The following is a 26,466-nucleotide window of genomic DNA, read 5'->3' on the forward strand; positions in this document are numbered from 1 at the left end:
GTCGGCTCACGCGCGCTGCATTTTTGGGATTGCCTGGACGTTCTCACGCGTCGCTTTTGTTAAACTGACGCGCAAGCCAATCGCTAAATGCACGCACGCGCGGCGAGAGCTGACGGTTCTGGGCATACATCAGCGAGACCGGCGCGGACGGGGGCGGACTATCGGTCAGCAGAGCCACCAGATGTCCGCGCTTGAGATCTTCGGCAACATGAAAATGCGGCATCTGCGCGAGCCCCAAGCCGAGTCTCGTGGCCAGCAGATAGCTTTCCGGTCCCGTGACCGAGAACGGCGCGGGAAGCGACAATTTGTGCAGCTTGCCGTCAACGAAAAAGCTCAGCGGTTCGAGGTCACCGGTGGTGAAGCGGCGCAAGCCGACCATCTGATGGCCTGCGTCGAGATCCTGTAACGTTTTCGCGCGGCCGAAGCGTTTCACATAGGCCGGAGACGCACAGGTGATACGCGTCAGCACCGCGAGGCGGCGTGCCACCAACCCGCTATCGGCAAGTTCGCCCCAGCGTAGCGCGCAGTCCACGCCTTCATGCACCAGGTCGACCCAGCGATCGCTCTCGCTCATCGATATCTCGATCTCCGGGTGCTGCGCGAAGAACGCCGGCAGGTTCGGCATCAGGAAATGGCGCGCCAGCGTGCCCTGCACCTCAATGCGCAACATGCCCCTCGGCTTGGTGCCAGAGAATGCGCCCTCGGCGTCTTCCACATCCTCAAGAATGGCGAGGCACCGCCGGTAATAGGCTTCGCACGCAACGCGTCAACCGTGCCGTGCTGCCGCATATGCGCCGACAAAAACAAGGCCTTCTGGTCTGGGTTTCCAGCAGCAGCTCCGCAGGCGGGACCCCGCCTTACCTCGCATCCTACTTTGCCGCCAAGGCGGCGATGGATGCGATTGCCGTGCAATATGCGCGGGAACTGTCGCGCTGGGGCATCGAGACCTCGATCATCGTGCCCGGCGCTTTCACCTCCGGCACCAACCACTTCGCCCATTTGGGTCGACCGGCCGATGCCGCGCGCGCCGTGGAGTATGAGGCGGGCCCGTATAACGGCTTTGGCCGACAGATCCAGAAGGCGTTTGCGGCCATCGTGCCGCCTGACGCGGACGCCGGCGCGGTTGCCGAAGCGATCGTGAACGTCGTCGACACCCCATTCGGAAGGCGGCCGTTTCGCGTTCACATCGATCCCACGCAAGACGGCGCCGATGTCGGCTTCACCGTGCTCGATCGCGTCCGCGCCGAGATGCTGCACCGTGTCGGCTTAAGCGATCTTCTGAAGCCGAAAGCGCAGGCTTGAGAGGGTCGCTATCGACACCCGGCGGACTTGCCGCCGGGTGTTCGCCCCAGGCGCTCTAATCCGAAGAAACGGATTGAGGGTGCAAAAGCGGCGGCAGTAACGGGACGGGTGTTTCGCGTAGAACTCAGTGGCCGTCGGGCGTGCTGACGCCAACCCAGTTGTCGCGCACCTGCTGGTAGTGAACGCTTGCGTCATAGGTTTGCGTCGACAGATGCAGCACCTGAGGCGACAGGCGCCCGATCGCGTTCAAGACGGCGTAAGAGGCAACGACGCGGTCATGTTGCGCCGTCACCAGCGCCACGCGGGCGTTCACCAGCGTCTGTTGCGCATTGAGGATGTCGATCACGGTGCGCTGGCCGACCTGGGCTTCCTTGGTGGTGCCGAGATAAGCGATCTCGGAGGCCTGGACTTGCGACTGCGCGGCTGTCACCTGCGCCTTCCCGGCCAACAGTTGACCCCATGCAGTAACAAGATCGGCACGAGCCTGATCGCGAACCTGCTCCAGCGTGAGACGCTGCTGCGCCAGCGTTTCCTTTGATTGCCGGATCAGAGAGTACTCAGCCCCGCCCTGGTAGACCGGCACGGTCAGCTGAGCATTGGCGGCCGCGGTGAACTGGTTGATGGTCGTGATGTTCGGGTCCCAGACCTTCGACACCGTCGCCTGCAAAGAGACCGTTGGGTACAGCGCGCCTTCGTTGATTTTCACAGTGAGAAAACTGACGTCGACGCCGTACGTCGCGGCGGTCACGTTGGGATTTTGCCGGAGCGCCAGTTCGATCGCGCCGCCCACCGTTTGCGGCAGATAGCGGTCGACCGGCGAGGCCGGTTGCAGGTTTGCCGGCTCGATGCCGATGATGCGGCGGAAGTTCGCGCGCGTGGTCGTCAGCGTCGAGACCGCCGCGAGTTCTTGACTCTTGGCTGCCGCAAGTTGCGCCTCGGATTGGGCAACGTCGGTCGGCGTGACGAGGCCCGCACTGTAGCGGTCGCGGGTCTGCCTCAGGGTCAGTTCGAGGACATGCGTATTGCTTTTCTGGACCTCCAGGATCGCGGCGTCGCGCAGATAATCCATGTAAATGGTGGCGGCTGCGAGCAGCACCGACTGCTCCATGAGCCGCAAGCCCTCGCGCGCGCCAAAAACCTGGCTTTCAGCGGCGCGGGTTTTGTTGGAGGTTTGATTGCCGTTGTAGACCGTCTCGGTCACGGTGAGAGCGGCGGAATGGGGGCCTTGTATTCCCTCTTCGATCTTCTTGCCGACCGAGCCATCGGCAAGCTGATTGACGAATTGGGCGCCTCCGGTGAAGGTCATCGCGGCCTTGGGGCGATAGCCGGCCAGCGCCTGTGGGACGTTTTCGTCGGTGACGCGCACCGAGGCGCGCTGCGCGTTGAGCTGGGGATTGTTCCGGTAGGCGCGCAACAGCGCGCCCTCCATGGTGTCGGCATAAGCTGACAACGCTGCCAATTGACCAAGGAGAACGACGGCCGCCGCTGTTCCGGTTAAAACTCTTGCCCCACCCATATTCAAGTTATCCAACGCCTTAGGCAGCCTGACAACATCCATACGCAATTCAGAAGTGGATCAAAAGCGCATAGCTGTAGGCTTCCCAGCACGCGAGCGTGATGGCCGCCGGAATATCGCGCAGTGTTGCTTTTTTCGCTCAAAACAGCGGCGGGGTCCGCCTATCAGAGGTGCTCGACGGCGAGCACCTCAATCCTGGATACCATAACGGTGCAGATCGTTGCCATGTGTGTCCAGCCAGGTCTTGGCACGTTCGACATGGTTGCAGACTTTCGCAACGACCTTCCAGAACCGCGCCGAATGGTTCATTTCGACGAGGTGGGCTACTTCATGGGCGGCGAGGTAATCAAGCACGTAAGGCGGTGCGAGGATCAGCCGCCACGAGAACGACAGCGAGCCCGCCGACGTGCATGAACCCCAGCGGCTCGACTGGTCGCGGATCGATATCCGCCGCACGCGCACGCCGAGCGCCTGGGCATAGGATGTGGCAGCTTTCTGCAAATCCTTGCGGGCTTCGCGCTTGAGGTAGTCGTGCACCCGCCGCTCGATATAGTCGGCGCCGCCGGCCACGCAGATGATACGCTCGCCGCTGTCGCGAATTTCGGTCCAGACCGTGCCGCGCTGGCCGGCGCGGTGCACGATCCGGTGCGCGACCCCGCGGAGCGGCACCACCGTGCCCGGAAGAAACGGCGCTGCCTTCGGCAACCGGCCGAGACGTGCGGCGATCCAGCCGCCGTGACGTTGCGCAAAGTCCTTGGCGTCGGCAATCGTGCCGCGCGGCGGGATGGTGAGGATCGCTTCGCGATCACTCGGATGGATCCGCAAGGTATAACGACGCGCGCGCCGATGACGGCGCAGCCGCACCGAATAGATTTGCGAGCCGTGTTTGACCAAAAGGCGAGAAGGTTCGTAAGGCCGCCGATAAAGGAGCGCGCGAGTGGCCATGTCTGCAATTCCGGGGAGCAAGAGTTCGCCCGGATTCTGCCATATCCGCCGCCAGGTAAATCGCTCGGCGCGAAAACAAATCATTTGCCCAATATACAGGGGCTAAGCCCCAGTGCCGACCCTATAGAATGGGGGTGGAACAGGAAATTTGGACTAAAAAGTAACCCAGTTAGGGTCTTAAAAGAACGAATTAATATTCATTCTTTTAATCGAGCCCGGATTCGGGTTTCTTCCGGCCATATCAGCAGCTTAGAGACCGCTCACCTAGGTGGCGGATTTTGCGGAAAGCGATGTTCCGCACGAATTTCAGTGCTGATGATGCGATCACTCCGCAGCGTAAGCGAGCGAAGGCTTCACGTTCGCAGCCGACACCATGAAATCGTGAATGCGTGGCACGATTTCCGATTTGAAACGCGAGCCGTTGAAGACTCCGTAGTGACCGACGCCCTTCTGCACATAGTGCACCCGGCGATGATTGGGGATCGAACTGCACAAAGTGTGCGTCGCTTCGGTCTGCCCGAGCCCGGAAATGTCGTCGTTCTCGCCTTCCACCGTCATCAGCGCGACGCGCCTGACCTTGGAAGGCTCGACCAGCTTGCCGCGATGGGTCATCTCGCCTCTGGGCAGAGCGTGCTTGACGAAAACGGTATCGACGGTTTGCAGGTAATATTCCGCCGAAAGATCCATCACCGCCAGATATTCGTCATAAAAGTCGCGGTGCTTGTCGACCAGATCGCCGTCGCCCTTCACGAGATTCCGGAACAGCTCCTTGTGGGCGTCCATGTGCCGGTCGAGGTTCATGCTGATGAAGCCGTTGAGCTGCAAGAAACCCGGATAGACGTCGCGCATCACGCCGGGATGTGGAAACGGGACTTTCGTGATGACGTGGTTGCGGAACCAGTCGATGCCGCGTTCGGCGGCGAGGTTGTTGACCGCGGTCGGATTGCGGCGGGTATCGATCGGGCCGCCCATCAACGTCATCGAAATCGGAACGAAAGGGTCGTTTTCCGCTTCCATGACGGAAACCGCTGCTACCACAGGCACGGAGGGTTGGCACACCGCGATGACATGCATGTTGCCGCCCAGCACATGGAGCATTTCGATGACGTAGTCGACATAGTCGTCGAGGTCGAAACGGCCTTCGGTCAGCGGGACCATCCGGGCATCGGCCCAATCGGTGATGTAGACTTCGTGGCCCGGCAGAAAAGCTTCGACCGTGCCGCGCAACAGCGTGGCGTAGTGGCCGGACATCGGCGCCACGATCAGCACGCGCGGCTGCGGGCTGCGCAAGGGGCGCGTCAGCTTGCGGTCGAAGTACAACAACCGGCAGAACGGCTTCTCCCAGACGCTGCGAACTTCGACCGGCGTACGGATCCCGTTGACGTCGGTATCTTGGAGGCCCCATTCGGGCTTGCCGTAACGACGGGTGGTTCGCTCGAACAGTTCACACGCCGCGGCGACCGATTTGCCGGCCTCGGTGTGCGACCACGGATTGAGCGGATTCTGAAACAGGATCTTTGTAGCGTCGGTCACCGCGCGCGCGGGATTGAGCGACGCGTGCGCCATTTCGTACATCCAGTACATCGGCGTTGTCAGTGCCGGGCTGCCTTCGGCCACCAGTGGCGGCGCGCCACCAAACTCCCCAATCGGCATTTCGCCCTCGTTTCCTTTTGCGTCGCAATATAGTGCAAAAAGCACAATAAAGCGTCAATGCATAGATCGGCATTGCCACGCCGCTGCACAAGTTAAGTATGCCAAGATCCCGGGTTTTAACGGGCTATTCGCCGGTCTGGATCAACGATCCGTGTTGCCGCGCGCTGCGCAGAAGCACCAGAAACACCGCAAACGATGCCGCGATCAGGACCACATTGATGGCGAGCGCATCGATCATCAGATCGGTGTGAAATACATGCTCCGTTAACAATGCGCGCATGCCTTCGAACACGTAAGTCGGCGGCAGCGCCCAGGCGACATGCTGCAGCCAATGCGGCAGCACCGTTACCGGATAGTAGATGCAGGCCAGCGGCATCATGGCGAACATCAGCGTCCAGACGATGCTCTCGGCGCCAAGCCCATGGCGCAGCACCAGCCCGGAGACGAAGATTCCGACCGACCAGCTGGTGAAGATCAGGTTGCAGAAAAAGGCGATCAGCGGGAATCCGATGCCGTATAGATTGAAGTCGAAAAAGATCATCGCGAGCAGCGTCATCGGAATGACGCCGATCATAAGCCGTATCAGGCTCATCGCCATCAGCGCGAGCAGGAATTCGACCGGCTTCAACGGGCTCATCATCAGGTTGCCGAGATTGCGCGCCCACATCTCCTCAAGAAAGGAGATCGAAAAGCCGAGCTGACCGCGGAACAGGATGTCCCACAGGATCACCGCGCCGACCAGCGTGCCGCCGGCACGGGCAAAGAAGCCGGCATTCTGCGAGATGTAATTCTGAAGAAAGCCCCAGGTCACGATCTGCAGCGCCGGCCAATACAGCAGCTCCAACAGCCGCGGCCATGACGACATCAGGACGTACCAGTAGCGCAGGATCATCGCCGCGATCCGGTGCAGCGAAATACCAGTGGTGAGTGCGCTCATGGCGTCGCCTCCTGAACCCGGCCGCGGGCGACGTCGAGAAACACTTCCTCCATCGTCGCCCTGTTGTAGCGGGCCATGATCTGTTGCGGGCTGTCGTCGTCCTCGATGCGGCCGCGCTTCATGATGATGACGCGGTCGCACAGGCGCTCCACCTCCAGCATGTTGTGGGAGGCGAGCAGGATGGTCGCGCCGTTCTCCTTGCGATAGGTCTCAAGGTGCTGCCTGATCCAGTCGGCAGTGTCGGGATCGAGCGACGCCGTCGGTTCGTCGAGCAGCAGCAATTCGGGTCGATTGATCAGCGCCTTTGCCAGCGCTACGCGGGTCTTTTGTCCGGCGGAAAGCTTGCCACTGGGGCGATCGAGAAAATCGCCAAGGTCGAGGTCGGCGGCGAGCTTGTCGATCCGCGCGGCCAGATTGGCCACCGAATAGAGGCGGCCGAATATCTTCAAGTTCTGCCGCACCGTGAGCCGCGACGGCATATCGACATAGGGACTTTCGAAATTCATCCGGCCAAGCACCTCGGCGCTCTCGTTCGGCATCGGGTGACCCAGGACCTCGATGCGTCCCGAAGTCGGCAGGACCAGTCCCATGATCATGGCAATGGTCGTGGTTTTGCCGGCGCCATTACCGCCGAGCAGCCCGGTGATGCTGCCGCGTGCGATCGAGAACGAAATATCGTCGACCGCCCGGGTGCTTTTGTAGAGCTTCACGAGATGCGCAACGTCGATCGCCGCGGCTTCGCGCCGGTCGATCGGGGCTCGTTCTGCCGTCATGGTGACTTTGTTGGTCATCGGGCCTGTTCATAGAGGTATTAACTTCCTTGGCGCAAGGCTTCCCGTGGCCTTACCTCGCGGGTGACAGATCAGGGAAATTTGTCGGCGGCCGCTCGTGCCGCTAGATTGGTTTGGTGCTGATGTCCGATGCCGCCGCCGCCGATTTTCGTCTTCCCCGCCGCCAGGTCCGCCTGGACACGATTCTGCGGCTGCGCTGGCTCGCCGCGCTTGGGCAACTCGCGGCCATCTTCATCGTTGAGCAGGGTCTCGAATTCGATGTCGAGGTCGTGCCTTGCCTCGCCATCGTCGGCTTTTCCGCGCTTTTGAACCTGATCCTTCAGCTCTGGTTCAATCCGATGGAGCGGCTCGAGCCGTCGTTTGCGGCGGCGCTGCTGGCGCTGAACATCGTCGAGCTCGCTGGCCTGTTGTTCTTCACCGGCGGCTTGCAGAATCCGTTCTCCTTCCTGTTTCTCGCGCCGGTTCTGATCTCGGCCACCGCGCTGCCGATCAGGTTCACCATCGCGCTGGGAATGCTCGCGGTCGCCTGCGCCTCCGTTCTCGTGTTCATTCATTTCCCGCTCCCCTGGGACAGCGATGATCCGTTGGTGTTGCCGCCGATCTATCTGTTCGGCGTCTGGCTCTCGATCGTCGTCGCCATTGGCGTCACCAGCCTTTACGCGTTTCAGGTCGCCGAAGAAGCGCGTAAGCTTTCGGACGCGCTGGCCGCCACCGAACTCGTGCTGGCTAGGGAACAGCACCTGACCCAGCTCGACGGCCTGGCGGCTGCGGCCGCACACGAACTGGGCACGCCGCTGTCGACGATCTTCCTGATTTCGCGAGAACTCGAGCAAGGCGTCAACGACAAGAAGCAGCTCTTGGTCGACATCAAGACGTTGCGGGAGCAGACGCAGCGATGCCGCGACATCCTTGCCAAGATCACGCAACTGTCGTCGAGCGGCGCGCCGTTCGACCGCATGCCTTTGTCTGCGCTGATCGAGGAGACGGTGGCGCCACATCGCGATTTTGATGTCGCCATCAAAGTACGCATCGCGGTCGCCGGCACTCCCGAACCCGTCGGGATGCGAAATCCGGCCATCATCTACGGTGTCGGCAACATCCTGGAGAACGCTGTCGATTTCGCCCGCACCGCCGTGGAGGTGAATGCCTGGTGGAATACTGAGGCCGTCGAAATCGTCATTTCCGACGACGGACCGGGAATCGCGCCCGATCTGCTCAAGCGCATCGGCGAGCCTTATTTGTCGCGCCGGCGCGATGCCGATGACGCCCAGGGTGTCCGCAGCGGTCTCGGTCTTGGCGTGTTCATCGCCCGTACCTTGCTCGAGCGTACCGGGGCAACGGTCTCATTTACCAATCGGGTGTTTCCGGACCACGGCGCGGTGGTCCAGATCGTCTGGCCGCGGAGCCGCTTCGAGACGAAGGAACCCGCTGCGGAATTAACCTGAGCGAGCGAATCGGCCCCGGACGGCCTTGGCGCGCCCCGGTGGACGCCATATGTTGTGGGGGTGCATGGACAAGGATGGCATTATCTTGAACGCGATTCCTGAACTGGCCGGATACTCCGATCGCTCGCTCCTGATCGTGGAGGACGACAAGCCGTTTCTGGAGCGGCTCGCGCGTGCCATGGAAGGCCGGGGCTTTGCGGTGACATCCTGCGACAGCGTCGCCGAGGGGCTTACTCAAATCTCCAAGGCCGCCCCCGCTTTTGCGGTGGTGGATTTGCGGCTCGGCGACGGCAATGGGCTAGATCTGGTGTCGGCGCTGAAACGCAAACGGCCGGATGCGCGCGCCATCGTCCTCACCGGCTATGGCAATATCGCGACCGCGGTGACCGCCGTGAAGCTCGGCGCGGTGGACTATTTGTCCAAGCCTGCCGATGCCGACGATGTGGTGTCGGCGCTGCTCGCCATCGGCAACACGAAATCCGAACTGCCGAATAATCCGATGTCGGCCGATCGCGTGCGCTGGGAGCATATCCAGCGGATCTACGAGATGTGCAACCGCAACGTTTCGGAAACCGCACGCCGACTGAACATGCATCGCCGCACGTTGCAACGGATCCTGGCCAAGCGCGCTCCGCGCTGAGCACCCAAACCCTTTCGCTCAAAATTCCGCGTGGCCTTGCGGATCGACCAGGCGATTGATCCGCAGCGCCGCGGCACGCGCAAACCGCACCGTCATCGACTTCCGGGTCGGAGCCGGCAGCCGGTGCTCAGGCGCCGGACGTTGCAGATGCGCGCCATAGGCGTCGGCGATAATCAGCCCGGTCTCATCGGGGAAAATCTCGCACGGCAAATCCTGCAAGAAAGCAAAGAACAGCCGGTCGCAATGCGCCCGGTATTCCGGCCATTTCTGGTCGGCGCGCAAATCCTCGATCGAGGACTTGATCTCGACAATCCAGATTTCGCCGCGGTCATTGATGGCGACAAGATCGGCGCGGCGGCCCGAAGGCAACGGCAGTTCGCTGATGCAGGCAAAGCCGAGTGAGTGCAACAGCCGCGCGGTGCCGCGTGCGATCGCAAGCGCTGTTTCCGACTGGCGTCCGTCGGCTGCGGGAACGATGACATTTTTTTGGGCGAGCGATTCCATCTGACGAAGCATAGAACGCGGCTCAAAAAGCAGGCAATGCGTTTGATGGTGGATTTGAGCAGGAAATCTGCTTTTCGAGAGATGCCCCCGTTCCTTTGCGGCGGCGATGTTCCGATCACAAATACGCGGACCTCCCGGAAATTTTCCTTGGCGGAATACAAAAAATCGGCATTGTGACTAGTGTCCCGGTTCTGACATTCGTATCATGTCGCGGCGGGTTCGTTACGAATGTCAGAACCAAAGGGACACTCACAAATATGGGTTCCTGGTGTGGTTTTGGATTTGACATTCGCCTTGAGAACTCGCGGCAATACTCGAGCGAATGTAAAATCCACCACACTAGCCATGACCCAGCCATCCGAAAACAAGCCGAAAGCCGGTGCGATGATTGTCCCGGTAACGCCGTTCGAACAGAACTGCACGCTGCTTTGGTGCACGGCGACCCAAAAGGCCATCGTCATCGACCCCGGCGGGGACCTTCCGAAAATTCAGGCCGCGATCAAGGAGGCCAATGTCACGGTCGAGAAGATCTGGCTGACCCATGGCCATATCGACCATGTCGGCGGCGCGGCCGACTTACGCGACGCGCTCAAGGTGGCGATCGAAGGTCCGCACATCGCCGACAAGTTCCTGCTCGACAATGTCGTGGCGAGCGGGGCCCGTTTCGGCTTCACTGATGTGCGTGATTTTGCGCCGGATCGCTGGCTCGAAGAAGGCGATCAGGTTTCGGTCGGCGAATTGACTTTCGACATCCTGCATTGCCCCGGGCATTCCCCGGGCAGCGTTGTCTTTTTCAACAAGGACATGCGCTTCGCCCATGTCGGCGATGTCTTGTTCAACGGCTCGGTCGGGCGTACCGATCTTCCCGGCGGCGATCACGCCACCCTGATCAAGTCGATCAAGGAAAAGCTGTTGCCGCTCGGTGACGATGTCGGCTTCATCTGCGGGCATGGCGCCGGCTCCAGGATCGGCCACGAACGAATGACCAATCCGTTCCTCACCGGCGCGATGTGAGATAGCGGGCCCCGAGGGGCACGCTGCTATTTCATGAGACCCGCTGCGGTCAAAGCGCGGGTAATGACCGCACTGACATCGAGGCCGCCGGCTTGCTTGGCGTTTTGTTCTGTCGGGGGATTGGCGGGCTTCTTCGCCGCCGCCAGTGGCCGAAGTACTTTATTGAGGGCGGGCGCAGGCGCCGAGATCGGAGAAGCAAGCGGGATGAGCTTTGCGCTCGGTGAGTCTGCCGCGGTGCGTGAGGCCGGTTTTGCAGCGTTTTCAGGTTGATGAATTCCAGCGGTGAGCCCGAAGAAGTTTGCGATGTGATGAGAGGACGAGATACCGGCCTCGATCAGAAACGCGCCTTCCTTGCCATATCGTTCGTCGTTCTCCGCCTTCCCGAGCGGCGTGCCATGGGCCATATCGGTGATGGAGTAGGACTCGACCAGCGTTTCGCCATCCGTGTTCCACCATACCTGGTGGGGATAGCCGTCGACGACTCCTTCCGACATCGGATGGGACGGCAACCGATGGACGTCGAGCCACTGCTTGACGATCTCGTGGGCATTGGCGGGATTGACTGTGCGGTCGGCAGTGCCGTGCCACACCGAAACCTTGGGCCAGGGTGCGCGATGCTTCGAAGCATTACGCACCAGATTGCCCAACTCGCCCGACGAACGCGCCGGCGATCGCAGCATGCCGCTCAAGGCTTCCCGCACATTGGAAGCGATTCCGTAAGGTAACCCGGCGATGATCGCGCCGGCTGCAAAAACGTCCGGATAGGTGGCGAGCATGACCGATGTCATCGCGCCGCCTGCCGACAGCCCGGCGACGAAAATACGACGCTTGTCGATCTTGTGATCGGCGACCATTCGCGCGGTCATTTGCCGGATCGAGCAGGTTTCGCCATGGCCTCGTTTGGTGTCTTCGGGATTGAACCAGTTGAAGCAGCCGTGCGCGTTGTTGCCCGGCTGTTGCTCGGGCATCAGCAGGGCAAAACCGTAATGTTTCGCAAGCGTCGACCAACCGGCGCCCACATCGTAACCGGCCGCGGTCTGTCCGCAGCCGTGCAATACCACAACCAGAGCTGCCGAGGCCGGAAGGTCCGCAGGTGCATAGGAAAACATCCGCAAATCGCCCGGATTGGTGCCGAATTGCTTCGTTTCGACCAATATGCCCCGGGTTGCCACCGGCGCGGGATGGTTAAGACCATCCCAACCGTTCATTCCGGGCAAACGGGGCAGTTGGCGCAGGAACTCGATATTTCTGGCAAGCGACAACGGCTGCTCCTCTGCCCGGGTGAATCGGGCCATAACCAAAGACACATAATTGCTGCACTGCAAAATGAAAAGACCGTGTGCTGTCAGTCCTCAGAAATTTTATTTTCTGAGGTTTGGAACAACCAGCTTCATCTGTGGGAGACGCGCAAAAAGGCCAAACGCCGGAAGCTCAGATCGCTTTCAGCTTGCGATAGGCGAACCACACCATTTTCAGCAACAGCCAGCCGTCGCGGAAGCGCGAAATCTGGGTCTCGCCAAAGGTGCGGGCCTTGTAGTGGATCGGTGTCTCGACAATTTTGAGGTTCTGTTTCGCCGCGCCGAAGATCAGGTCGAAATCCCCGAACGGATCGAAGTTGCCGAAATAGTCGCGCTCCCGCGCCAACACCTCGTAATCCTTGCGCAGGAGGACCTTGGTGCCGCAGAGCGTATCGGTCAGGCGGGTATTGACCAGATAGCTGAAAAGATAAGCGAAGAAACGGTTGGCGATCAGGTTGAGCGGGCGCATCGCCTCATGCTCCATCGGATAGACCAGTCGGGTGCCGTTGACGAATTCGGCCTTGCCCGTCTCGATCACCGCATGGAATTTCGGAAGCGCCTCCGGCGGCATGGTCAAATCGGCGTCGAGAATCATCAGTACGTCGCCGCTTGCGGCGGCAAACCCCTTACGCACCGCATCGCCCTTGCCCTTGCCGTCCTGCTTGAGGACCTTGATGTCCCAGCTGTCCTTGTAGGCGTCGCGCACGCGTTCGCATTCGGCAAAGGTGTTGTCGCTGGAATTACCTTCGACGAACAGGATTTCCTGCGAGGCGCCAAATCGCGGCATGCGCCGGATCGCATCTTCGATATTGCCGCTCTCGTTACGGCACGGAATCAGAATGCTGGCCGAAAATTTCCGGTCCGGAAATTGGCGCACCGGACGGCCGACCAGATAGGTCCGCAGGCATAGCTTCCTGATTCCGGGCAGTGGCGCAATGAAGCGGTTGATGAACGGGCCGAGGCCAAGCCAGCGGCGCGGTAAGAGTTGTCGCTGCTCCTGGCCGATGACCTCGAAATCCGCAAGATCCATCAGATTGAGGAAGTCCGCGGTCGCGATGTAATTGATCCGCGGCTGTTTCGCGCGCAACTTCAGCGCTTCGGCAAGCTTGAGAACCGGCTCCCACAAATGCGAGTAGTAGGAGATGATGATCCGGGTCGACGGCGCGCTCAAATGGTGCACCAGCCGCAAGGTCGCATCGATATCATCGAACATGCCGATGGTGTCGGCGATCACGATGTAGTCGAACGGTCCTTCGATCGAGGCGAGTGTGGCGGGGTCTTCTACATCGCCCAGCACGAAATAAAGATCGGGATGCAGCTCATTGGCCTTGGCGACGGTCTTGGCGCCGAAGTCGACACCGACGCCATAAGAAGGCTCAAGGGCTGCCAGCAGATCGCCGCGCCCGCATCCCAATTCCAATACCCGCTTGCCCGGCGGAATCAGGAAGCGCATGAACTTGAAATCGTCCTGATGGTAGGCGGCGTTGAATTCGCGCCAGCGCTCCAGTTCGTCGCCATTCGCCTCAAAATGGGTGACGAGGTCGCGCTTTCTCTGCGTTGGAAGCTCAAGAGACGCAGTGGAATCGGACGGTCTCAAATACATCTTGACCTCGGCGGGGAAAACGAAGGGGTCCTCTTAGCGGATGGGGCAGGGGGTGTAAATTCGCCCGCTTGCCTCGATACGGCAGATTTGATGGCCGCTCGGCCGTCGCAGCAGGGTCTCGAATAGGCGATTGCCTTGGTCTTTCCCACCTCCTAATTTGAGAGACAACCAAGAAGAACTGTGCGGAGAAAATCCATGGCTCGTCTCAAATTCGGGGCCTTCCTCGCCCCGCATCACCCGATCGGCGAGCACCCGATGCTGCAATTCCGCCGGGATCTCGATCTCGTCGAGCAACTCGATGCGCTTGGTTATGACGAATTCTGGTGCGGCGAGCACCATTCCTCGGGTTGGGAAATGATTGCGTCGCCGGAAATGTTTCTGGCCGCCGCGGGTGAGCGCACCAAACGCATCAAGCTTGGGACCGGCGTGGTCTCACTGCCCTATCACCATCCCTTCAATGTAGCCCAACGCATGGTGCAACTCGACCACATGACCGGCGGTCGCGCCATCTTCGGTTCCGGTCCAGGCGCGCTTGCCTCCGACGCGCACACCCTCGGCATCGACCCGATGCTGCAACGCGACCGTCAGGACGAGGCGATCGCGCTTATTCGCCGGCTGTTTCGCGGCGAGCGGGTGACGGCGAAAAGTGATTGGTTCACGATGAACGACGCCGCATTGCAGATACTTCCTCTTCAGGAGGAAATGCCGTTCGTCGTCGCCTCGCAGATCTCGCCCTCGGGAATGACGCTGGCCGGGAAATACGGCATCGGCATTATCTCGCTCGGTTCGATGTCGACGCAAGGGTTGATGGCGCTGCCGACGCAATGGGGTTTTGCGGAAGACGCCGCGAAGAAATACGGCACCACCGTTAGTCGCTCGGACTGGCGCGTGCTCTTGTCCTGGCACATCGCCGAAAGCCGCGAGCAGGCGAGAGCTGAGGCGGGTAGCGGGCTGATGCAATGGCACAACGAATATAACGTGAAGACGCTGCAGCGTCCGGGCCTTGAGCGATTCAAATCGATTGACGATGCCCTGGAGAAGACCGCCGGCGGGGTGGGTATCTCGGCATCCACCATCGGTACCCCCGATGATCTGGTCAGCGCCATCAGGAAGTTGATGGAAGTGTCAGGCGGCGTAGGCCACATCATCGGCTTCGTTCATGACTGGGCCAACCCCGAAAGTACCAGACGTAGTTGGGATATGGTGGCGCGCTACGTAATTCCGGAGATCAACGGCTACGTCGCCAAGCTTCGCGAGTCGCAGAAATTCCTGATCGAAAATCGCGCGGTGTTCGACCGCGCGGGGCAGGCTGTGATGGCGAAGATCATGGAGAACCACAAGGCGGCAGCGGCACTGCCGCTCACCGGTCCGGGCCGCGTCGCCATTCCGCCGGTCGATGCGCCGGATTTGCAGAAGGAAGCCGCGAAACAACACAAGGCCTGATTGGAGCGCTTGACGTTCGCGGCCTCCACTCCATCAGCCGCCGGCCTGGTCGAACGCCTTGCGCAGAGCGACATAGCCCTGTTGCTGCGCAGTCCAGTTGCGACCACCGGTGATGGCGCCGTCGATTACCAGATCGTGCCCGTTGATGAAGGTCGACTCGTCGCTGGCGAGAAACACCGCCGCATGCGCGATGTCTTCCGGCAGGCCGGCGCGAGGGATCGGTTGCGCGGCTTTATAAACCTCGCGCATGACGTCGGGGGTTTTCTCCGCTGCCTCCACCGACAACCCGAGTGCCTTGCCGAAAATCCCGGTCGCGATCGCGCCCGGCGAAATGCTGTTGACGCGAATGCCGGATTCGCCGAGTTCCATCGCGACGCATTTGGTCAGGTGGATGACGGCGGCCTTGGCGGCCCCATAAACCACCGACGATGAAAAGCCGGCGAGGCGACCAGCAATGCTGCCGTTGTTGATGATGCTGCCAGAACCCTGATGCCGCATGTGCGGGGCGGCATGCTTCATGCCGAGCATTACGCTGCGCACCAAAGTCGCCATCGCCGCATCGAAACGGTCGACTTCAAGCCCTTCGATCCCGCCGGTCTGTGCCGGGCCGCCGGCATTGTTGAACAGGCAGTCGATGCGGCCGAATTTGTCGACCGCCTCATTGATCAGATTGCGCATGTCGTCTTCGACGGTGACATCGGTACGACGAAACACGCATGCCGCGCCGAGCTTTTTCGCCAGCGCTTCGCCCTCCGGCGCGCGCCGGCCGGCAATGACGACATTTGCGCCCTCGGCCACGAAAACTTCCGCGGTGCGCAATCCGATGCCGCTTGTCGCGCCGGTGATTACCGCAATTTTACCTTCCAGCCGTGCCATGTTGGTCGTCCTCCTTTTGACATTCTCGGGCTAAAATATCTCCGCCTTGCCACAGCAAGGCAAGGCGCGCGGTGTGCCGGGCCTTGCGAATTGCTCCTCCCGTCTCCCGGATTCCACGCCACGGAACCGCTCGAATGATCGCAACATTGAACAAACCCCGTCGTTATTCGAGCGGCCGAGCCGCCACGGTTCCGCTATGCTTGACCTGACTTCGGATCAGAGCCGCTAGTGATGCGACCAATAACGAAACGACTAGTCGATGAATTTCGACAAGGCTGGCAAGGCGTCTCCCGACCTTCGTTGCTGTTCAGTCTTTGTTTTTCAGCAAGCTGTCTTGCGCTGTCGACGGCGGCAAGATGGCTTCTCGCGGCAATACGGCCGGACGTTTTTTTCACGCCGTACTTTCCCGCCGTTTTTTTTGCCACCGCATTGGCCGGTTATCGCACCGGCATCGCCACCGCGCTAGTGGGCGGCGGGCTCGGCGTTGCCACGAATTTCGGCGATGTGCCGAGCAATTTCTTTCCGCGCCTGGTGCTCCTGGTCATCTATGCGATCGTATGCGGGCTGACGATCTGGGGCGTCGAGCATTACCGTTCGGTGGCCGCCAGGCAGCGCGAAATTTCCAGGCGGCTGATCCGGGAAGAAGAGTATCGCAAGCTTTTGGTCGATGAATTGCAGCACCGGCTAAAGAACAAATTATCGACCGTCCACGCCGTGCTTCATCAGGTGTTGCAGAACCAGCCGCAGATCTGGGCCAGTATCGATCATCGCATGCGGGCGCTGTCGGCGACCGACGATCTCATCACCAAGGTGGACGACGGCGGTTGCGACATCAAGGACCTGCTGCTTTCGGAACTTGGGCCTTATGGCCATGTCCGCTTCACCCTGAACGGCGACCGGCTGTTTCTGCCCACCAAGCTTGCGGTCAGCCTCGCGCTGATTTTTCACGAGCTCGCGACCAATGCCGGGAAATACGGCGCATTTTCCTCCGAGCGCGGCATGCTGGGAGTGTCGTGGTCAATCACCGACGATCGGCTGAATATCGCCTGGGACGAAACCGAGGGGCCTTCGCTCGGCGAGATAGGTGAGGCGGGTTTTGGCACCAAATTGCTGGCATCGGCGCTCCGGCCGTTCGATGGCAAGACCGAGATCAGTTTCCTGAAAAGCGGAGTCCATTGCACCATGCAATGCCGCGTGCCGAAGGTATAGTTTTAAGCCAAATGCCGGGCGCGGGGCCGCGCGTTGACGTTCTGTTAATGACGATCGCCGTGGCTTGTGATCCAGGCCCCCACGCTTGAATCCCTGATGGCTCACTTAACCAAAACTACAAGAGACTTTGCCAATCTCTGCCCTGCCATGAAAAGCCCCCTTTCAAGTCAAATCCTGCCCCACGCCCCGCAACACGAAGGCGAATTCGCATTCGATGGCGACCTCGGCCTTTTGCGGGATATCATCCGGCTGCTCCCGACAGGCGTCACGGTTCAGGATGAAGAGGGCCGCTTTCTGCTGATCAATGACGCTGCGGCCTCGCAGCTAGGCATGGCCGCGGCGACGCCCGGCGAACTCCCCGCAAAACATCTGAACGAACGACGGGAAATGGCGCTTGAGCTGCTCCGCGTCGGGCGCCTAGCCGTGGCCGAGGTGAGCGGTGCCGGCAGCAAAGGGGAGCAGGTGTTGCTGACGGCCCATCGGCCGGCCCGCATTGCGGGCCGCAACCTGTTGCTATCGTGCTCGGCCGACATCAGCGAGCAGAAGGCGATCGAGGATCATCTGTTTCGCTCGGCCTATTTTGACGAACTCACGGGCTTGCCGATGCGACGGGTGATCGAACACCGCGTGCAAAGCCTGATCCAACACTATGAACCGGGCAACGCTTTTGCGCTCGCCTTTCTCGATATCGATAATTTCAAGCATATCAACGACTACTACGGTCACTCCGCCGGCGATGCGCTGCTGGTCGAGGTTGCCAAGCGGCTCGGACTTAACCTGCGCGAAAACGACATGTTGTCTCGCATCAGCGGCGACGAATTCCTGCTTCTTCTCGCCCCGATCGACAGCGAAGAAGAAGTGGCTGAATATGTCGAGGCTACCTTGCAGCGGCTGAAAGCGCCGTTCTTCATCGATGGATCGGAGATATTCGCCTCGACGTCGATCGGCGTAAGCCTGTTTCCCGACCATGGCCGCGGTTACGAGGCGTTGCTCCAGAACGCCGACATTGCGATGTATCGGGTCAAGAACGACGGCAAGGGCGCGGTCGCCTTCTTCGACACCAGTATGGAGCGCGAGGCGCTCGCCCGCATGAAGATCGAGCAATCGCTGCGGCATGCCATCCTGGAAAAGCGGTTCTGCTGCGCTTTCCAGCCCAAGGTCGATATCAGGACCAAGGAAATCAAAGGTGTGGAGGCGCTGGTCCGCTTGCGCGACGACGACGGGGTCATCCAGGCGCCGGGCACCTTCATCAATCTCGCGGCCGAATTGGGATTGATCGACGAACTCACCCATCTGGTGTTGGCGGAAATCGTGAGATCGATCGATCTCATCAACGAGACTTTTGGCGCGGCAGCTACTATCAGCATCAATGTTGCGGCGAAGCAGGCCGACAGCCCCACGTTCATGCGTTCGTTCGCCGAGGCACTGGAGGCAACCGGCTTTCCCCGCCGTTTCATGATCGAGGTGACGGAAGACGCTTTCGTCACCAAGACGCGGTTTCAGGACGTAATCGTGCCGATCTTCCGCAAGCTTGGGGTCGGCATATCGATCGACGACTTCGGTATCGGCTATTCGTCATTGTCGGCGCTGGCCGATATCACCGCCGACGAGATCAAGATCGATCGTTCCTTCATCAAGGACATCCATCTTCGTCCACGCAGCCAGGGAATCCTGCGGGCGATCGAATCGCTGAGCGAGGCGCTCGGCATGACTGTGATCGCTGAAGGCGTCGAAACCTTCGAGGAACTGGCTTACTTGCAGGCGGCCACCCGCATTCGCTACGCGCAAGGTTTTTATTTCGCTTATCCCATTTTCCTGGAAGAGCTGAAGATAGCCGCGCCCGTTTTCAGCGAAACACGCGTCAACGAGGCAAGCCGGCCGGTGCAGGAAAATCGCCAGGCTTATGCGCGCCCCACGCGTTATCGCCGCTGAGCGGATAGCTCGCGTTTTATGTGACGCCTGTCGAGCGCCTATCGATGCCATGATTGATGCCTTATGGGTGTCTTGATTGATAATTGTAGGTCATTCCGGCCCGGCCTCTTCCTTGCTATCTTCGCCAACATCGCTATTTGCCGATCGAGGGCACCGATAACGGCATCTTCGATGCAAGTTTGGTCCTGCGTAGCGCATCCGCGTCCTGGAGAGATGACATGCAACCGGTCTCGATATTTCTGAATATCCTGTGGCTCTTGCTCGGCGGCGTATGGATGGCGGCCGGCTGGGTTGTCGCGGCGATCATCATGGCGATCACCATCGTCGGTCTGCCCTGGGCGCGGGCGGCCTTCAACATCGCCGTCTATACGCTGTTGCCGTTCGGCCAGCGGGCCGTGCGCCGCGACAGCCTGACAGGGCAATCCGACCTTGGCACGGGGCTTTTCGGCCTGATCGGCAATCTGATCTGGCTGGTACTCGCGGGGTGGTGGCTGGCGCTGGGCCACCTCGCCACCGCGGTCGTTCTTGCGGTGACGATTATCGGGATTCCGTTCGCATGGGCCCACCTGAAACTCGCCGGCATTGCGGTGTGGCCGATCGGGCGGGCGATCGTTCCCGCCTAATTAATTCTTTCCGGCGCGGACGCGTACCGCCTCCTCCACGCTGTGGAACTGGCGATCTGGCCCAAGCAGGGTATCGATGCCGAAGCGGACGATTGCCTGCTGTGCGCGAGAGGATTCAAGCCGGGCGATGGCAAAGTCGATGCCGTCGTCGTGGCATTGCCTGATGATCTCGGCCAGGACCTGGGCGGCGGTAAAGTCGATCTCGACGATGCCGGTCGCCTCCAGCACCACCAGGCGTATCTTTTGCGACGAGGACTTCAACGCCGCGAGGATATCGCGGCGGAAATCGTAGGCATTGAGGAACGACAACGGCGCTGGAAAGCCCGCCACGATCACGCCGGCTTCCTGCTCGCCGGGAAGATTGGGGCTGACCGGCCACCAGATGGAGGTGCCGGGCACGCGCTCGAGCGGCCGCACGCGGGCGCGCGTCGTGGTCCATATGCCATGCAGCAATGACAGCGCGATGCCGAGGCCGACGCCTTGTTCGATCGGCAGGAGAATGATCCCTGCCGCCGTCACCAGGATCAGCAGAAACTCGCCGAGCGATTGGCGGCCGACCGTGGCGATCTGGCGAAAGCGAATGATCCGAAGCGCGACGAACAACAATACCCCGCCAAGCGCGGCGTTGGGAATTCGATGCAGCAACGAGGTGCCGACGGCCAATAGCGCGATGACGATGGCAACGGCCACGAGGCCCGCGATCTGGGAGCGGCCACCGGTTTCGGAAACCACCGCAGTCCGCGGCGGGCTCGCATTGACGGGAAAGGCGCCGATCAATCCGGCAAAGATGCTGCCGACACCAACTCCGATAAAATCGCAGTCGACATCCGGCGGCTCATTGGGGTCGGTCGGAAAGGACCTTGTCGTTGCCGCGGTCTGCACCATCACGACCACTGAAATAATGAGGCTGAGCGACAATAGGCTGCTCAGGCGGCTCACCGATACGACCGGAATCGCGAGCATCGGCATCGTCACCGAAATCGTGCCGAGAACACTGACCCCCCGGCTTTCGAGCCGCAACAGCACGACCGCAGCACTTGCCAATGCAAGGCCAATCAAGGCGCCGGGAATCCGCGCATCGATCTGTTCGGACAAAGCGATGATCGCAAGCACGCCAAGGCCGATGACGAGCGTAAAGCCGTTGGTGTCGCCGAGATGTTCGACCAACGCCAAAAGCCGCTGAAGCATGGGACCTTCGGGCGTCGGCAGCCCGAGGATCGCCGGTAGCTGGGAAATCAGGATGTGTGCCGAAATGCCGGCGAGGAAGCCGATCGTGACGGGGATCGACAACAGATCGGCGATCCAGCCCAGACGGAAAATGCCTGATGCGGCCAGCATCAGCCCGACCATCAGCGCAAGCGCCGCAGCCAGTGTCGCGTAATCCGGCGAGCCCGTGGCCGCGACCGCGGCGAGCCCGCCGGCAAAGATCGGTGTGATGGTCGAATCGGCGCCCGACGACAGGAAGCGGTTGCCGCCGAACACCGCAAAGGCGACCGAGCCCGCCACAAAGGCGAAAAAGCCGATCTGCGGCGCGAAGCCGCCGAGGCGGGCGGTCGCCATCTGCTCGGGTATGACGATCGCCGCGAGCGTCAGCCCGGCGAACAAATCCCCTCTGAGATAGGGAAGGCGGTAGTTGGCGAGCGAACGAAAGACGGGCCAGGCTTTGCCGCCACCGAAAGATCGCGGGGATCCGGAATGATCCACCATGGCTCGCTATCCCCCCTTTACTACTAACAGTACCAACCCCGGCGACGAGGGCATTCCTCACTGAAGCGCGACGGAATTTCACCCCGTTTGCGGCCTGTCCTGAGTAATTCCAGGGGTCTACTGGACGATGTCTACCCGCCAAAATCAAGATTGGCCGTCGCTTCACAGCCGAACGGCCTGGCGGGGCAGGCCGTCTCGATTGTGGGTCTTTGGCGCCATTGCCGATGCCGGGCCAATCGGCTAAATGAACCGCGTTGCACCCGTAGCTCAGCTGGATAGAGCGTTGCCCTCCGAAGGCAAAGGTCACACGTTCGAATCGTGTCGGGTGCGCCAGTGTTTTTAATACGGCGCCCATCGCTTTCCGGCCTTTGCGTTGAGCGCAATCAAAGGATCGCTCAGCGCATCGCAGAAGCATCGCCAGATATCGTCATCCTAGAGGCAATATGGAGCGGGGACGACACTGCAGAGATGTTGAAGCCTACGGTCGAAGCCCTACGAGAAGCCGGGATTCATAGGATCATCATTTTCGGGACAGCGCCGGTTTGGCTTAGGCGGCTGCCGGAAGTAGTGGCGACGTATTATCGGCGTACCGGCAACTTGATCCCCGAGCGGGTAGAAGCCTATTACGATAAACATTCGAGCGACGCTTTGACGGAGCCAGTAGCTCGCCAGCTAGGCGTGCAGTTCATATCGACGTGGAAGCCGTTTTGTGACCGGGATGGATGCCTGACTCGGCTCGGTTCGTCACTGGTTGCAAGGGATGAGATTCACCTCACCCCTACCGGGGCGCAGTTCCTTATGAAGGTTATCGCTCCCAGCCTTGGACTCGGGGCGACGCCGTAAGTACGCCGATCCCGTGACAGAGTAGGCGCTTTATCACACTTTTCGGGACCGGCATGCATTAACGATGCGTGGTGGTCTTGGCAATCGGCGAAGGAGCGGCCGGTGCCGGTGCTGGCAGAGGCCTATAGGCCTGCGTCTCACACTCGTCCTTGATGACAGATATGCGCGTTTGGAGAAGCGCGGGCTGTATCGCATGCCGTATCGTAAGCAACATAAGAAAACGAAGAGATCACTTCGGAAAATCAAATATAGCGGAAAATACACGTTTTTCCCTGGTGATCGAATTTTCGAGTCAATCCTTAAAATCATCCACATTATGGATGCGGAGAATTGCGGTTGATTTCACAAACTCGCCTGATCCTGTTCACAAGAACTCAATTACAAATGTTCATCGACTTGCCTCCGATTCATTTAAGGCCGACATAGATCTTCCGGTGAAGGCACCTATGGAATACTTGGCGAGAGGTAGCGTTCGCGACCGAAAAGTCGGCATACGAAGCAGCGAGTGATGACACTGAATTCTATGGCAGCGTGAAGATCGTCAAGCTGATCGATACCCGGCACCGAGACGAAACTGACGCAGGCGTTGCAACCGAGGACGTGTCCGACGAGCCGGCAGCTGAGCAAGACGTCGATACCTGTGACAGTCGGAACTCCGATTCTTAAGCCAGCAGCAGCGCGTCCAGGGCAGTTAACCATTTGTTAACCATCTAAGCCCATGCTTTCGCTCACGAAGCGGCCGAAACGGGAAAACTAGCAGCCGTTCGGGACGTGGGCAGGCTCTACGCCGGCTTTCTCCCCAGAGGGAAACACGCAAGGCAGGCTCTCTCCAACCAACCTACGGAATAGGAGATCCGTGATGCAGGACGTAGATCAAGCAATCCGCGAGCGTGCTTATCACCTTTGGATCGAAAGCGGCTGTGAGAACGGAAACGCAGACGCTCATTGGCTCGTTGCGCAGCGTGAGATTTTAAGCGCATCGCTCGGTGGATACGGCCGAGTTTTATCGAGCGAGGCGCCGAAGACTGACAAGCCAAAGAAAGCGAAGGCGCCACGAAAGCGGCGCGCGGCCTAAGTCAGAGCGCGTGACGTCAGTCCCCAACCATCGCGAACGTCAACTGATGCAGCGACTTCGAGGTTGGGTAAAAGCTGTCGAGTTTCCGGAACTCGCAAGCTCGACCTCGATGGCACTGCGTAAGGCGCGGAAATGGTGGCGTAGCGAAGCGCGGTCGCGATTCGACTTGCACTCACCAGTAGACACCGAATTTCGCCGCGATCCGGCGAGCTTTTTGTTCGTCGCTCTCGCGGCGTGAGACACGCGGCTTCGTTTTCTGAGGTTGAGCCGATTTTGTTTCAGCAACAGCCGCCGGCTCGGCCGTCTTTTCTGGCTCTGCAGACGTCTTGGTCGGTTCAGGGGCAGCCTTTGTCGATTCAACCGCCTTTGTCGGCTCAGCGGTCTTCGACTCAACTGGCTTGGCCGGTTCACTCGGCTCGGTTGTGATGACAATTGCCGGGGCGGGAGGCTGACCGTTTTCCGCCACGCGAAGGTATGGATCGGCGTCGGCGGCCATAGAGGAAATCATGAGAACGGCGATCGCGAGAAGAGCTTTGCGCATGATGTCTCTCCTATTGAGGGCTGTGAATTAATCGAAGCCAGGTAGGCGACATGAACCGATTGAGCCCGTCACTTGGACGCGGTTTTATTGGCGAGGTTGACGACCTGTACCCGGCGGTTGGCCGGATCCATCGGCGCGCCCGGGTTTTTGAGCTTGCTCTTGCCGTAACCAACGGTGATCAGGTCATTGCTCGCAACACCGAAGTTATCGACGAGGTAGCGCTTGATGGTGTCGGCCCGGCGTTCGGAAAGCTCCTGATTGTAGGCTTCTGCGCCTGCCGCATCGGTATGGCCGGCGACCATGAAGGTCGAACCCTTGAGATTGGGATCTATAAGTGCCTTGCCGAGCGCCTGAACGCTGGGCAAAGACGTTCCGCTGATGTCAGCAGAATTGTAGTCGAAGGTGATTTCGAGATCGATGTTGGGCTTGTCGGCTGCGACGGTTGCGATCTCTTCGCGCTCGCTTGATGAGAGAGAACGCGTCTTCCTGTTACGCAGGCCGTCGATAACGCGTCCGTCCGCTGCAACGGCCGACGGATCTTTTGTGGGCGTCATGGAAAGGCTTCTCGTCAGCGGCTTGGGCTGAAGCGCGCGTACGATCGTATCGGCGGTAACGTCGTCACCGGCGAACGCTTGTCCGGCAGACATCGCCAGCAAGGCCCCGATGGCAACAATGGTCTGGGTCCTAAAGAATTGGATCATCGCAATTGTTCCTCGCGGTTGCGGTACGTTTGGTGACCAATAACGAGAGGCCACGTAAATAAGGTTGTCTGAAATCAAACTGCCCGAGAGAGCCTGGCTCTGAAGCGTCAAGACCAAGGCGCTTTTCTAGCAGTTGCGGCTGCTCCGGGTTCGTCCGGGTGCCGCCGTGTTGGATTCACCTACCGAACAATCCGCGCGCGAAGCCGCCGATGAACTGTCCCGGTCCGGCCATTCCGCCGCCGCCTCCACCGCCGCCGCGGCGGCCGCCGCCGGAATGACGGCGCGCATGATCGTCGGAGTCGTCGTTCGAACCGGTCTGGTTCGTCGCCACGATTTCCGCCGACAGCGCTTTGTGTTGCAGCTTGTTGAGGAAGCCGGTACTGGGGTAGCCGCGAGCGGCCTGCCAGCGTGCAATGACGGCGCGGGTCGAGTCGTCGAACTTCCCGGTGACCTTGGTGTCGAAGCCGAGCCCGGTCAGGCGGCGCTGGATGTCGCGGCGCTGATTTCTGTCGAGACCGATCTGGTCCTCGGTTACCTGGTTGGCTTCGTCGGTAAAGGTCGCGGGATCGGTGCCAACGCTGAGGTTACGGGTCGTGGTGCTCGGACCATTTTCAAGCGAGGCGATGCGTGCCAGGGCAAGAGACTTGAATTGCCCGTTCGGGTAATTGGTCAGATAGGCATTGAGCTCTTCGGGCTTGTTGGAGTCCTTGATCGAGCGCCAGAACTCCAGCTCGACGTCCGAACCGCCGCTGGACGCGGCAGCGGTCGGGCTATTGGAAGCAACGGCTACGGGAGCCGCGGCGGAGGCCGCAGCCGGATTGAGATAAACGGCGCCGGTCAGATTGGTATTCCCCCAGGGCAATTGGCCCTTGTTGGTTTCGTCGCGGACCTGGGCGCGGACCTGGGTCATCGCCTGCTGAATCTCGACGCCGGGTTGGGTGATGTTGGCCATCAACGCCCGGGTGAAGGGGCTATTTGTGCCTTCCTGGCCGTCGAGCGCGGTCTGTCCGGGTCCGGTGGCGAACGCGATCAGCGTGCCTTCGCCCGATTTCATCTCAGACAAACCGGATTGGAGTGTGAGGCCGCGAGTTGCTCTCTCTGTGCGTAGTTTCGCTGCGAACGGATTGTCACGACAGGCATCCAGGAATACCAGTTTGACCTTGGCGTCGCTCATGGTCTGGTCGATACTGAGATCAACATTGATGGCGGTGCCGAGCTTCACGTCCATCTCGGATTTGATGTCGGCGTCCACCGGCAGCAGGTAATTGGTGCCGTCGACCGCTATGCCGTGGCCGGCGTAAAAGAATACCGCGACATCCGCGCCTTGGGTTTTCTTGCCGAACTCAAGCAGCCGCTCTGTCATCTTGTCGCGGGTGAGGTTGATGCCTTCCACCACATCGAAACCGGCGTTTCGCAACACACCGGCCATCGCCTTGGCATCCACAGGCGGGTTCGGAAGCGTCGCAACATTCTTGTAGGCGCCATTACCCACCACAAAGGCGACCCGTCGGTCAGCCTTCGCGGCGTTCGCACTTACCAGCATACCAGCAATTGACAATGCAATGATCAAGAAGCGCATGGCCCGTACCCCTCAATTGATAAATTGAAGTCCCATGTACATTCGGTTTTCGAACATCGTTTCGGTTCAAACACACCGTCGTGATCACAGCCGACGGCACCGAATCGCAAAAAACAATGCAATAATTCGGCCAAGGCGCTCGGCTCTCAAGTTAGTCCGGGATCGAATTGCCTCTTGTTGAAACAGACTGCCCGCTCAAACCCGTTGGCCGAGCGAGCGCAAAAGTCGTTGCTTGAATCGAGTGAGTATGATGATCGCAAATCATTGAGGGCATTGTTGCGTTCGTTCA

General features: G+C 60.2%; 22 protein-coding genes, 1 tRNA gene and 2 pseudogenes. 11 read left to right on the forward strand and 14 right to left on the reverse strand.

The features are described from left to right. Window positions 1–43 precede the first annotated feature (43 nt). Window positions 44–670, reverse strand: coding sequence for a LysR substrate-binding domain-containing protein (locus ABSE61_RS04950; RefSeq protein WP_423869941.1), 627 nt, complete (start codon window positions 668–670; stop codon window positions 44–46). 74 nt (window positions 671–744) lie between these two features. Here ABSE61_RS04950 and ABSE61_RS04955 point away from each other — a divergent pair. After that, window positions 745–1,302 (forward strand): annotated as a pseudogene (locus ABSE61_RS04955) (SDR family NAD(P)-dependent oxidoreductase); the annotation flags it as partial. Window positions 1,303–1,426: 124 nt separating this feature from the next. On the opposite strand, the gene ABSE61_RS04960 reads toward ABSE61_RS04955, so the two are convergent. The 5 genes from ABSE61_RS04960 to ABSE61_RS04980 form a co-directional block, all read right to left on the reverse strand. Next, window positions 1,427–2,818, reverse strand: coding sequence for a TolC family outer membrane protein (locus tag ABSE61_RS04960; RefSeq protein WP_423869942.1), 1,392 nt, complete (start codon window positions 2,816–2,818; stop codon window positions 1,427–1,429). A gap of 189 nt (window positions 2,819–3,007) precedes the next feature. Next, window positions 3,008–3,847 carry a M48 family metallopeptidase gene (locus tag ABSE61_RS04965; RefSeq protein ID WP_423869943.1) on the reverse strand — a complete coding sequence of 280 codons (840 nt, stop codon included), beginning with the start codon at window positions 3,845–3,847 and terminating at the stop codon, window positions 3,008–3,010. Window positions 3,848–4,087: 240 nt separating this feature from the next. Further along, complete coding sequence (locus tag ABSE61_RS04970) at window positions 4,088–5,416, reverse strand: polyhydroxyalkanoate depolymerase (RefSeq protein ID WP_423869944.1); 1,329 nt, start codon at window positions 5,414–5,416, stop codon at window positions 4,088–4,090. A 124-nt stretch (window positions 5,417–5,540) separates the two neighbouring features. Beyond that, entirely contained in the window at window positions 5,541–6,353 is an 813-nt protein-coding gene (locus ABSE61_RS04975; protein WP_423869945.1) for an ABC transporter permease, read from the reverse strand. After that, entirely contained in the window at window positions 6,350–7,144 is a 795-nt protein-coding gene (locus tag ABSE61_RS04980) for an ABC transporter ATP-binding protein (protein WP_423869946.1), read from the reverse strand. Before ABSE61_RS04980 ends, ABSE61_RS04975 begins: the two co-directional genes overlap by 4 nt. Before the next feature lie 122 nt (window positions 7,145–7,266). Here ABSE61_RS04980 and ABSE61_RS04985 point away from each other — a divergent pair, with 122 nt between their 5' ends. Together ABSE61_RS04985 and ABSE61_RS04990 are read left to right on the forward strand one after the other, a co-directional pair. After that, a complete protein-coding gene (locus tag ABSE61_RS04985) occupies window positions 7,267–8,589 on the forward strand; it encodes an ActS/PrrB/RegB family redox-sensitive histidine kinase (protein WP_423869947.1) in 1,323 nt (440 codons plus the stop codon). 85 nt (window positions 8,590–8,674) lie between these two features. Beyond that, a complete protein-coding gene (locus tag ABSE61_RS04990; protein ID WP_423869948.1) occupies window positions 8,675–9,229 on the forward strand; it encodes an ActR/PrrA/RegA family redox response regulator transcription factor in 555 nt (184 codons plus the stop codon). 18 nt (window positions 9,230–9,247) lie between these two features. Here the strand turns inward: ABSE61_RS04990 and ABSE61_RS04995 are convergent, their stop codons facing one another. Further along, window positions 9,248–9,733, reverse strand: coding sequence for an MmcB family DNA repair protein (locus ABSE61_RS04995; RefSeq protein ID WP_423869986.1), 486 nt, complete (start codon window positions 9,731–9,733; stop codon window positions 9,248–9,250). A 345-nt stretch (window positions 9,734–10,078) separates the two neighbouring features. Between ABSE61_RS04995 and ABSE61_RS05000 the strand changes: the two genes are divergently transcribed. After that, window positions 10,079–10,747 carry an MBL fold metallo-hydrolase gene (locus ABSE61_RS05000; protein ID WP_423869949.1) on the forward strand — a complete coding sequence of 223 codons (669 nt, stop codon included), beginning with the start codon at window positions 10,079–10,081 and terminating at the stop codon, window positions 10,745–10,747. Window positions 10,748–10,773: 26 nt separating this feature from the next. Here ABSE61_RS05000 and ABSE61_RS05005 read toward each other — a convergent pair whose 3' ends face one another. Together ABSE61_RS05005 and ABSE61_RS05010 are read right to left on the reverse strand one after the other, a co-directional pair. Next, the gene (locus ABSE61_RS05005) at window positions 10,774–12,009 is read right to left on the reverse strand and encodes an extracellular catalytic domain type 1 short-chain-length polyhydroxyalkanoate depolymerase (RefSeq protein ID WP_423869950.1); all 1,236 of its coding nucleotides are present in this window, start codon (window positions 12,007–12,009) and stop codon (window positions 10,774–10,776) included. 169 nt (window positions 12,010–12,178) lie between these two features. Beyond that, on the reverse strand, window positions 12,179–13,648 hold the full coding sequence (locus ABSE61_RS05010) for a glycosyltransferase (protein WP_423869951.1): 1,470 nt from the start codon (window positions 13,646–13,648) through the stop codon (window positions 12,179–12,181). 195 nt (window positions 13,649–13,843) lie between these two features. On the opposite strand from ABSE61_RS05010, the gene ABSE61_RS05015 reads away from it, so the two are divergent. Then, window positions 13,844–15,091, forward strand: a complete 1,248-nt coding sequence (locus tag ABSE61_RS05015) for an LLM class flavin-dependent oxidoreductase (protein WP_423869952.1) — start codon at window positions 13,844–13,846, stop codon at window positions 15,089–15,091. Window positions 15,092–15,124: 33 nt separating this feature from the next. Here ABSE61_RS05015 and ABSE61_RS05020 read toward each other — a convergent pair whose 3' ends face one another. Next, window positions 15,125–15,967, reverse strand: coding sequence for an SDR family NAD(P)-dependent oxidoreductase (locus ABSE61_RS05020; protein ID WP_423869953.1), 843 nt, complete (start codon window positions 15,965–15,967; stop codon window positions 15,125–15,127). Window positions 15,968–16,198: 231 nt separating this feature from the next. Here ABSE61_RS05020 and ABSE61_RS05025 point away from each other — a divergent pair, with 231 nt between their 5' ends. The 3 genes from ABSE61_RS05025 (at window position 16,199) to ABSE61_RS05035 (ending at window position 19,731) form a co-directional block, all read left to right on the forward strand. Beyond that, a complete protein-coding gene (locus ABSE61_RS05025; RefSeq protein ID WP_423869954.1) occupies window positions 16,199–17,176 on the forward strand; it encodes a sensor histidine kinase in 978 nt (325 codons plus the stop codon). 147 nt (window positions 17,177–17,323) lie between these two features. After that, window positions 17,324–19,108, forward strand: coding sequence for a putative bifunctional diguanylate cyclase/phosphodiesterase (locus tag ABSE61_RS05030; RefSeq protein WP_423869955.1), 1,785 nt, complete (start codon window positions 17,324–17,326; stop codon window positions 19,106–19,108). Between the two features lie 218 nt (window positions 19,109–19,326). Then, window positions 19,327–19,731 carry a YccF domain-containing protein gene (locus ABSE61_RS05035; RefSeq protein WP_423869956.1) on the forward strand — a complete coding sequence of 135 codons (405 nt, stop codon included), beginning with the start codon at window positions 19,327–19,329 and terminating at the stop codon, window positions 19,729–19,731. Here the strand turns inward: ABSE61_RS05035 and ABSE61_RS05040 are convergent, their stop codons facing one another. Then, entirely contained in the window at window positions 19,732–21,438 is a 1,707-nt protein-coding gene (locus ABSE61_RS05040; protein ID WP_423869957.1) for a SulP family inorganic anion transporter, read from the reverse strand. 256 nt (window positions 21,439–21,694) lie between these two features. Between ABSE61_RS05040 and ABSE61_RS05045 the strand changes: the two genes are divergently transcribed. From ABSE61_RS05045 to ABSE61_RS05055, 3 genes and pseudogenes are all read left to right on the forward strand, one after another. Next, a tRNA-Arg gene (locus tag ABSE61_RS05045) sits at window positions 21,695–21,771 on the forward strand. Further along, window positions 21,751–22,281: pseudogene (locus ABSE61_RS05050) on the forward strand (SGNH hydrolase domain-containing protein); the annotation flags it as partial. The gene ABSE61_RS05045 and the pseudogene ABSE61_RS05050, both read left to right, overlap by 21 nt. A gap of 859 nt (window positions 22,282–23,140) precedes the next feature. After that, on the forward strand, window positions 23,141–23,356 hold the full coding sequence (locus ABSE61_RS05055) for a DUF2934 domain-containing protein (protein ID WP_423869959.1): 216 nt from the start codon (window positions 23,141–23,143) through the stop codon (window positions 23,354–23,356). 172 nt (window positions 23,357–23,528) lie between these two features. On the opposite strand, the gene ABSE61_RS05060 is transcribed toward ABSE61_RS05055, so the two are convergent. The 3 genes from ABSE61_RS05060 to ABSE61_RS05070 form a co-directional block, all read right to left on the reverse strand. Continuing rightward, entirely contained in the window at window positions 23,529–23,897 is a 369-nt protein-coding gene (locus ABSE61_RS05060; RefSeq protein ID WP_423869960.1) for a hypothetical protein, read from the reverse strand. A gap of 68 nt (window positions 23,898–23,965) precedes the next feature. Then, window positions 23,966–24,598, reverse strand: coding sequence for an OmpA family protein (locus ABSE61_RS05065; RefSeq protein WP_423869987.1), 633 nt, complete (start codon window positions 24,596–24,598; stop codon window positions 23,966–23,968). Window positions 24,599–24,773: 175 nt separating this feature from the next. Further along, window positions 24,774–26,177, reverse strand: coding sequence for a caspase family protein (locus ABSE61_RS05070; RefSeq protein ID WP_423869961.1), 1,404 nt, complete (start codon window positions 26,175–26,177; stop codon window positions 24,774–24,776). Window positions 26,178–26,466 lie beyond the last annotated feature (289 nt).

It is taken from the genome of Bradyrhizobium sp. (assembly GCF_049519115.1).
Taxonomy (GTDB): domain Bacteria; phylum Pseudomonadota; class Alphaproteobacteria; order Rhizobiales; family Xanthobacteraceae; genus Bradyrhizobium.

Excerpts from the sequence above, each read along its gene's own strand:
- ABSE61_RS05020 (WP_423869953.1), bottom strand. The coding sequence starts at position 15,967 with ATGGCACGGCTGGAAGGTAAAATTGCGGTAATCACCGGCGCGACAAGC.
- ABSE61_RS04960 (WP_423869942.1), bottom strand. The coding sequence starts at position 2,818 with ATGGGTGGGGCAAGAGTTTTAACCGGAACAGCGGCGGCCGTCGTTCTC.
- ABSE61_RS04975 (WP_423869945.1), bottom strand. The coding sequence starts at position 6,353 with ATGAGCGCACTCACCACTGGTATTTCGCTGCACCGGATCGCGGCGATG.
- ABSE61_RS04985 (WP_423869947.1), top strand. The coding sequence starts at position 7,267 with ATGTCCGATGCCGCCGCCGCCGATTTTCGTCTTCCCCGCCGCCAGGTC.
- ABSE61_RS05000 (WP_423869949.1), top strand. The coding sequence starts at position 10,079 with ATGACCCAGCCATCCGAAAACAAGCCGAAAGCCGGTGCGATGATTGTC.
- ABSE61_RS05065 (WP_423869987.1), bottom strand. The coding sequence starts at position 24,598 with ATGATCCAATTCTTTAGGACCCAGACCATTGTTGCCATCGGGGCCTTG.
- ABSE61_RS04965 (WP_423869943.1), bottom strand. The coding sequence starts at position 3,847 with ATGATTTGTTTTCGCGCCGAGCGATTTACCTGGCGGCGGATATGGCAG.
- ABSE61_RS05010 (WP_423869951.1), bottom strand. The coding sequence starts at position 13,648 with ATGTATTTGAGACCGTCCGATTCCACTGCGTCTCTTGAGCTTCCAACG.
- ABSE61_RS04980 (WP_423869946.1), bottom strand. The coding sequence starts at position 7,144 with ATGACCAACAAAGTCACCATGACGGCAGAACGAGCCCCGATCGACCGG.
- ABSE61_RS04950 (WP_423869941.1), bottom strand. The coding sequence starts at position 670 with ATGTTGCGCATTGAGGTGCAGGGCACGCTGGCGCGCCATTTCCTGATG.
- ABSE61_RS05070 (WP_423869961.1), bottom strand. The coding sequence starts at position 26,177 with ATGCGCTTCTTGATCATTGCATTGTCAATTGCTGGTATGCTGGTAAGT.
- ABSE61_RS04970 (WP_423869944.1), bottom strand. The coding sequence starts at position 5,416 with ATGCCGATTGGGGAGTTTGGTGGCGCGCCGCCACTGGTGGCCGAAGGC.
- ABSE61_RS05030 (WP_423869955.1), top strand. The coding sequence starts at position 17,324 with ATGAAAAGCCCCCTTTCAAGTCAAATCCTGCCCCACGCCCCGCAACAC.
- ABSE61_RS05055 (WP_423869959.1), top strand. The coding sequence starts at position 23,141 with ATGCAGGACGTAGATCAAGCAATCCGCGAGCGTGCTTATCACCTTTGG.
- ABSE61_RS05060 (WP_423869960.1), bottom strand. The coding sequence starts at position 23,897 with ATGCGCAAAGCTCTTCTCGCGATCGCCGTTCTCATGATTTCCTCTATG.
- ABSE61_RS05025 (WP_423869954.1), top strand. The coding sequence starts at position 16,199 with ATGCGACCAATAACGAAACGACTAGTCGATGAATTTCGACAAGGCTGG.
- ABSE61_RS05035 (WP_423869956.1), top strand. The coding sequence starts at position 19,327 with ATGCAACCGGTCTCGATATTTCTGAATATCCTGTGGCTCTTGCTCGGC.
- ABSE61_RS05015 (WP_423869952.1), top strand. The coding sequence starts at position 13,844 with ATGGCTCGTCTCAAATTCGGGGCCTTCCTCGCCCCGCATCACCCGATC.
- ABSE61_RS05040 (WP_423869957.1), bottom strand. The coding sequence starts at position 21,438 with ATGGTGGATCATTCCGGATCCCCGCGATCTTTCGGTGGCGGCAAAGCC.
- ABSE61_RS04995 (WP_423869986.1), bottom strand. The coding sequence starts at position 9,733 with ATGGAATCGCTCGCCCAAAAAAATGTCATCGTTCCCGCAGCCGACGGA.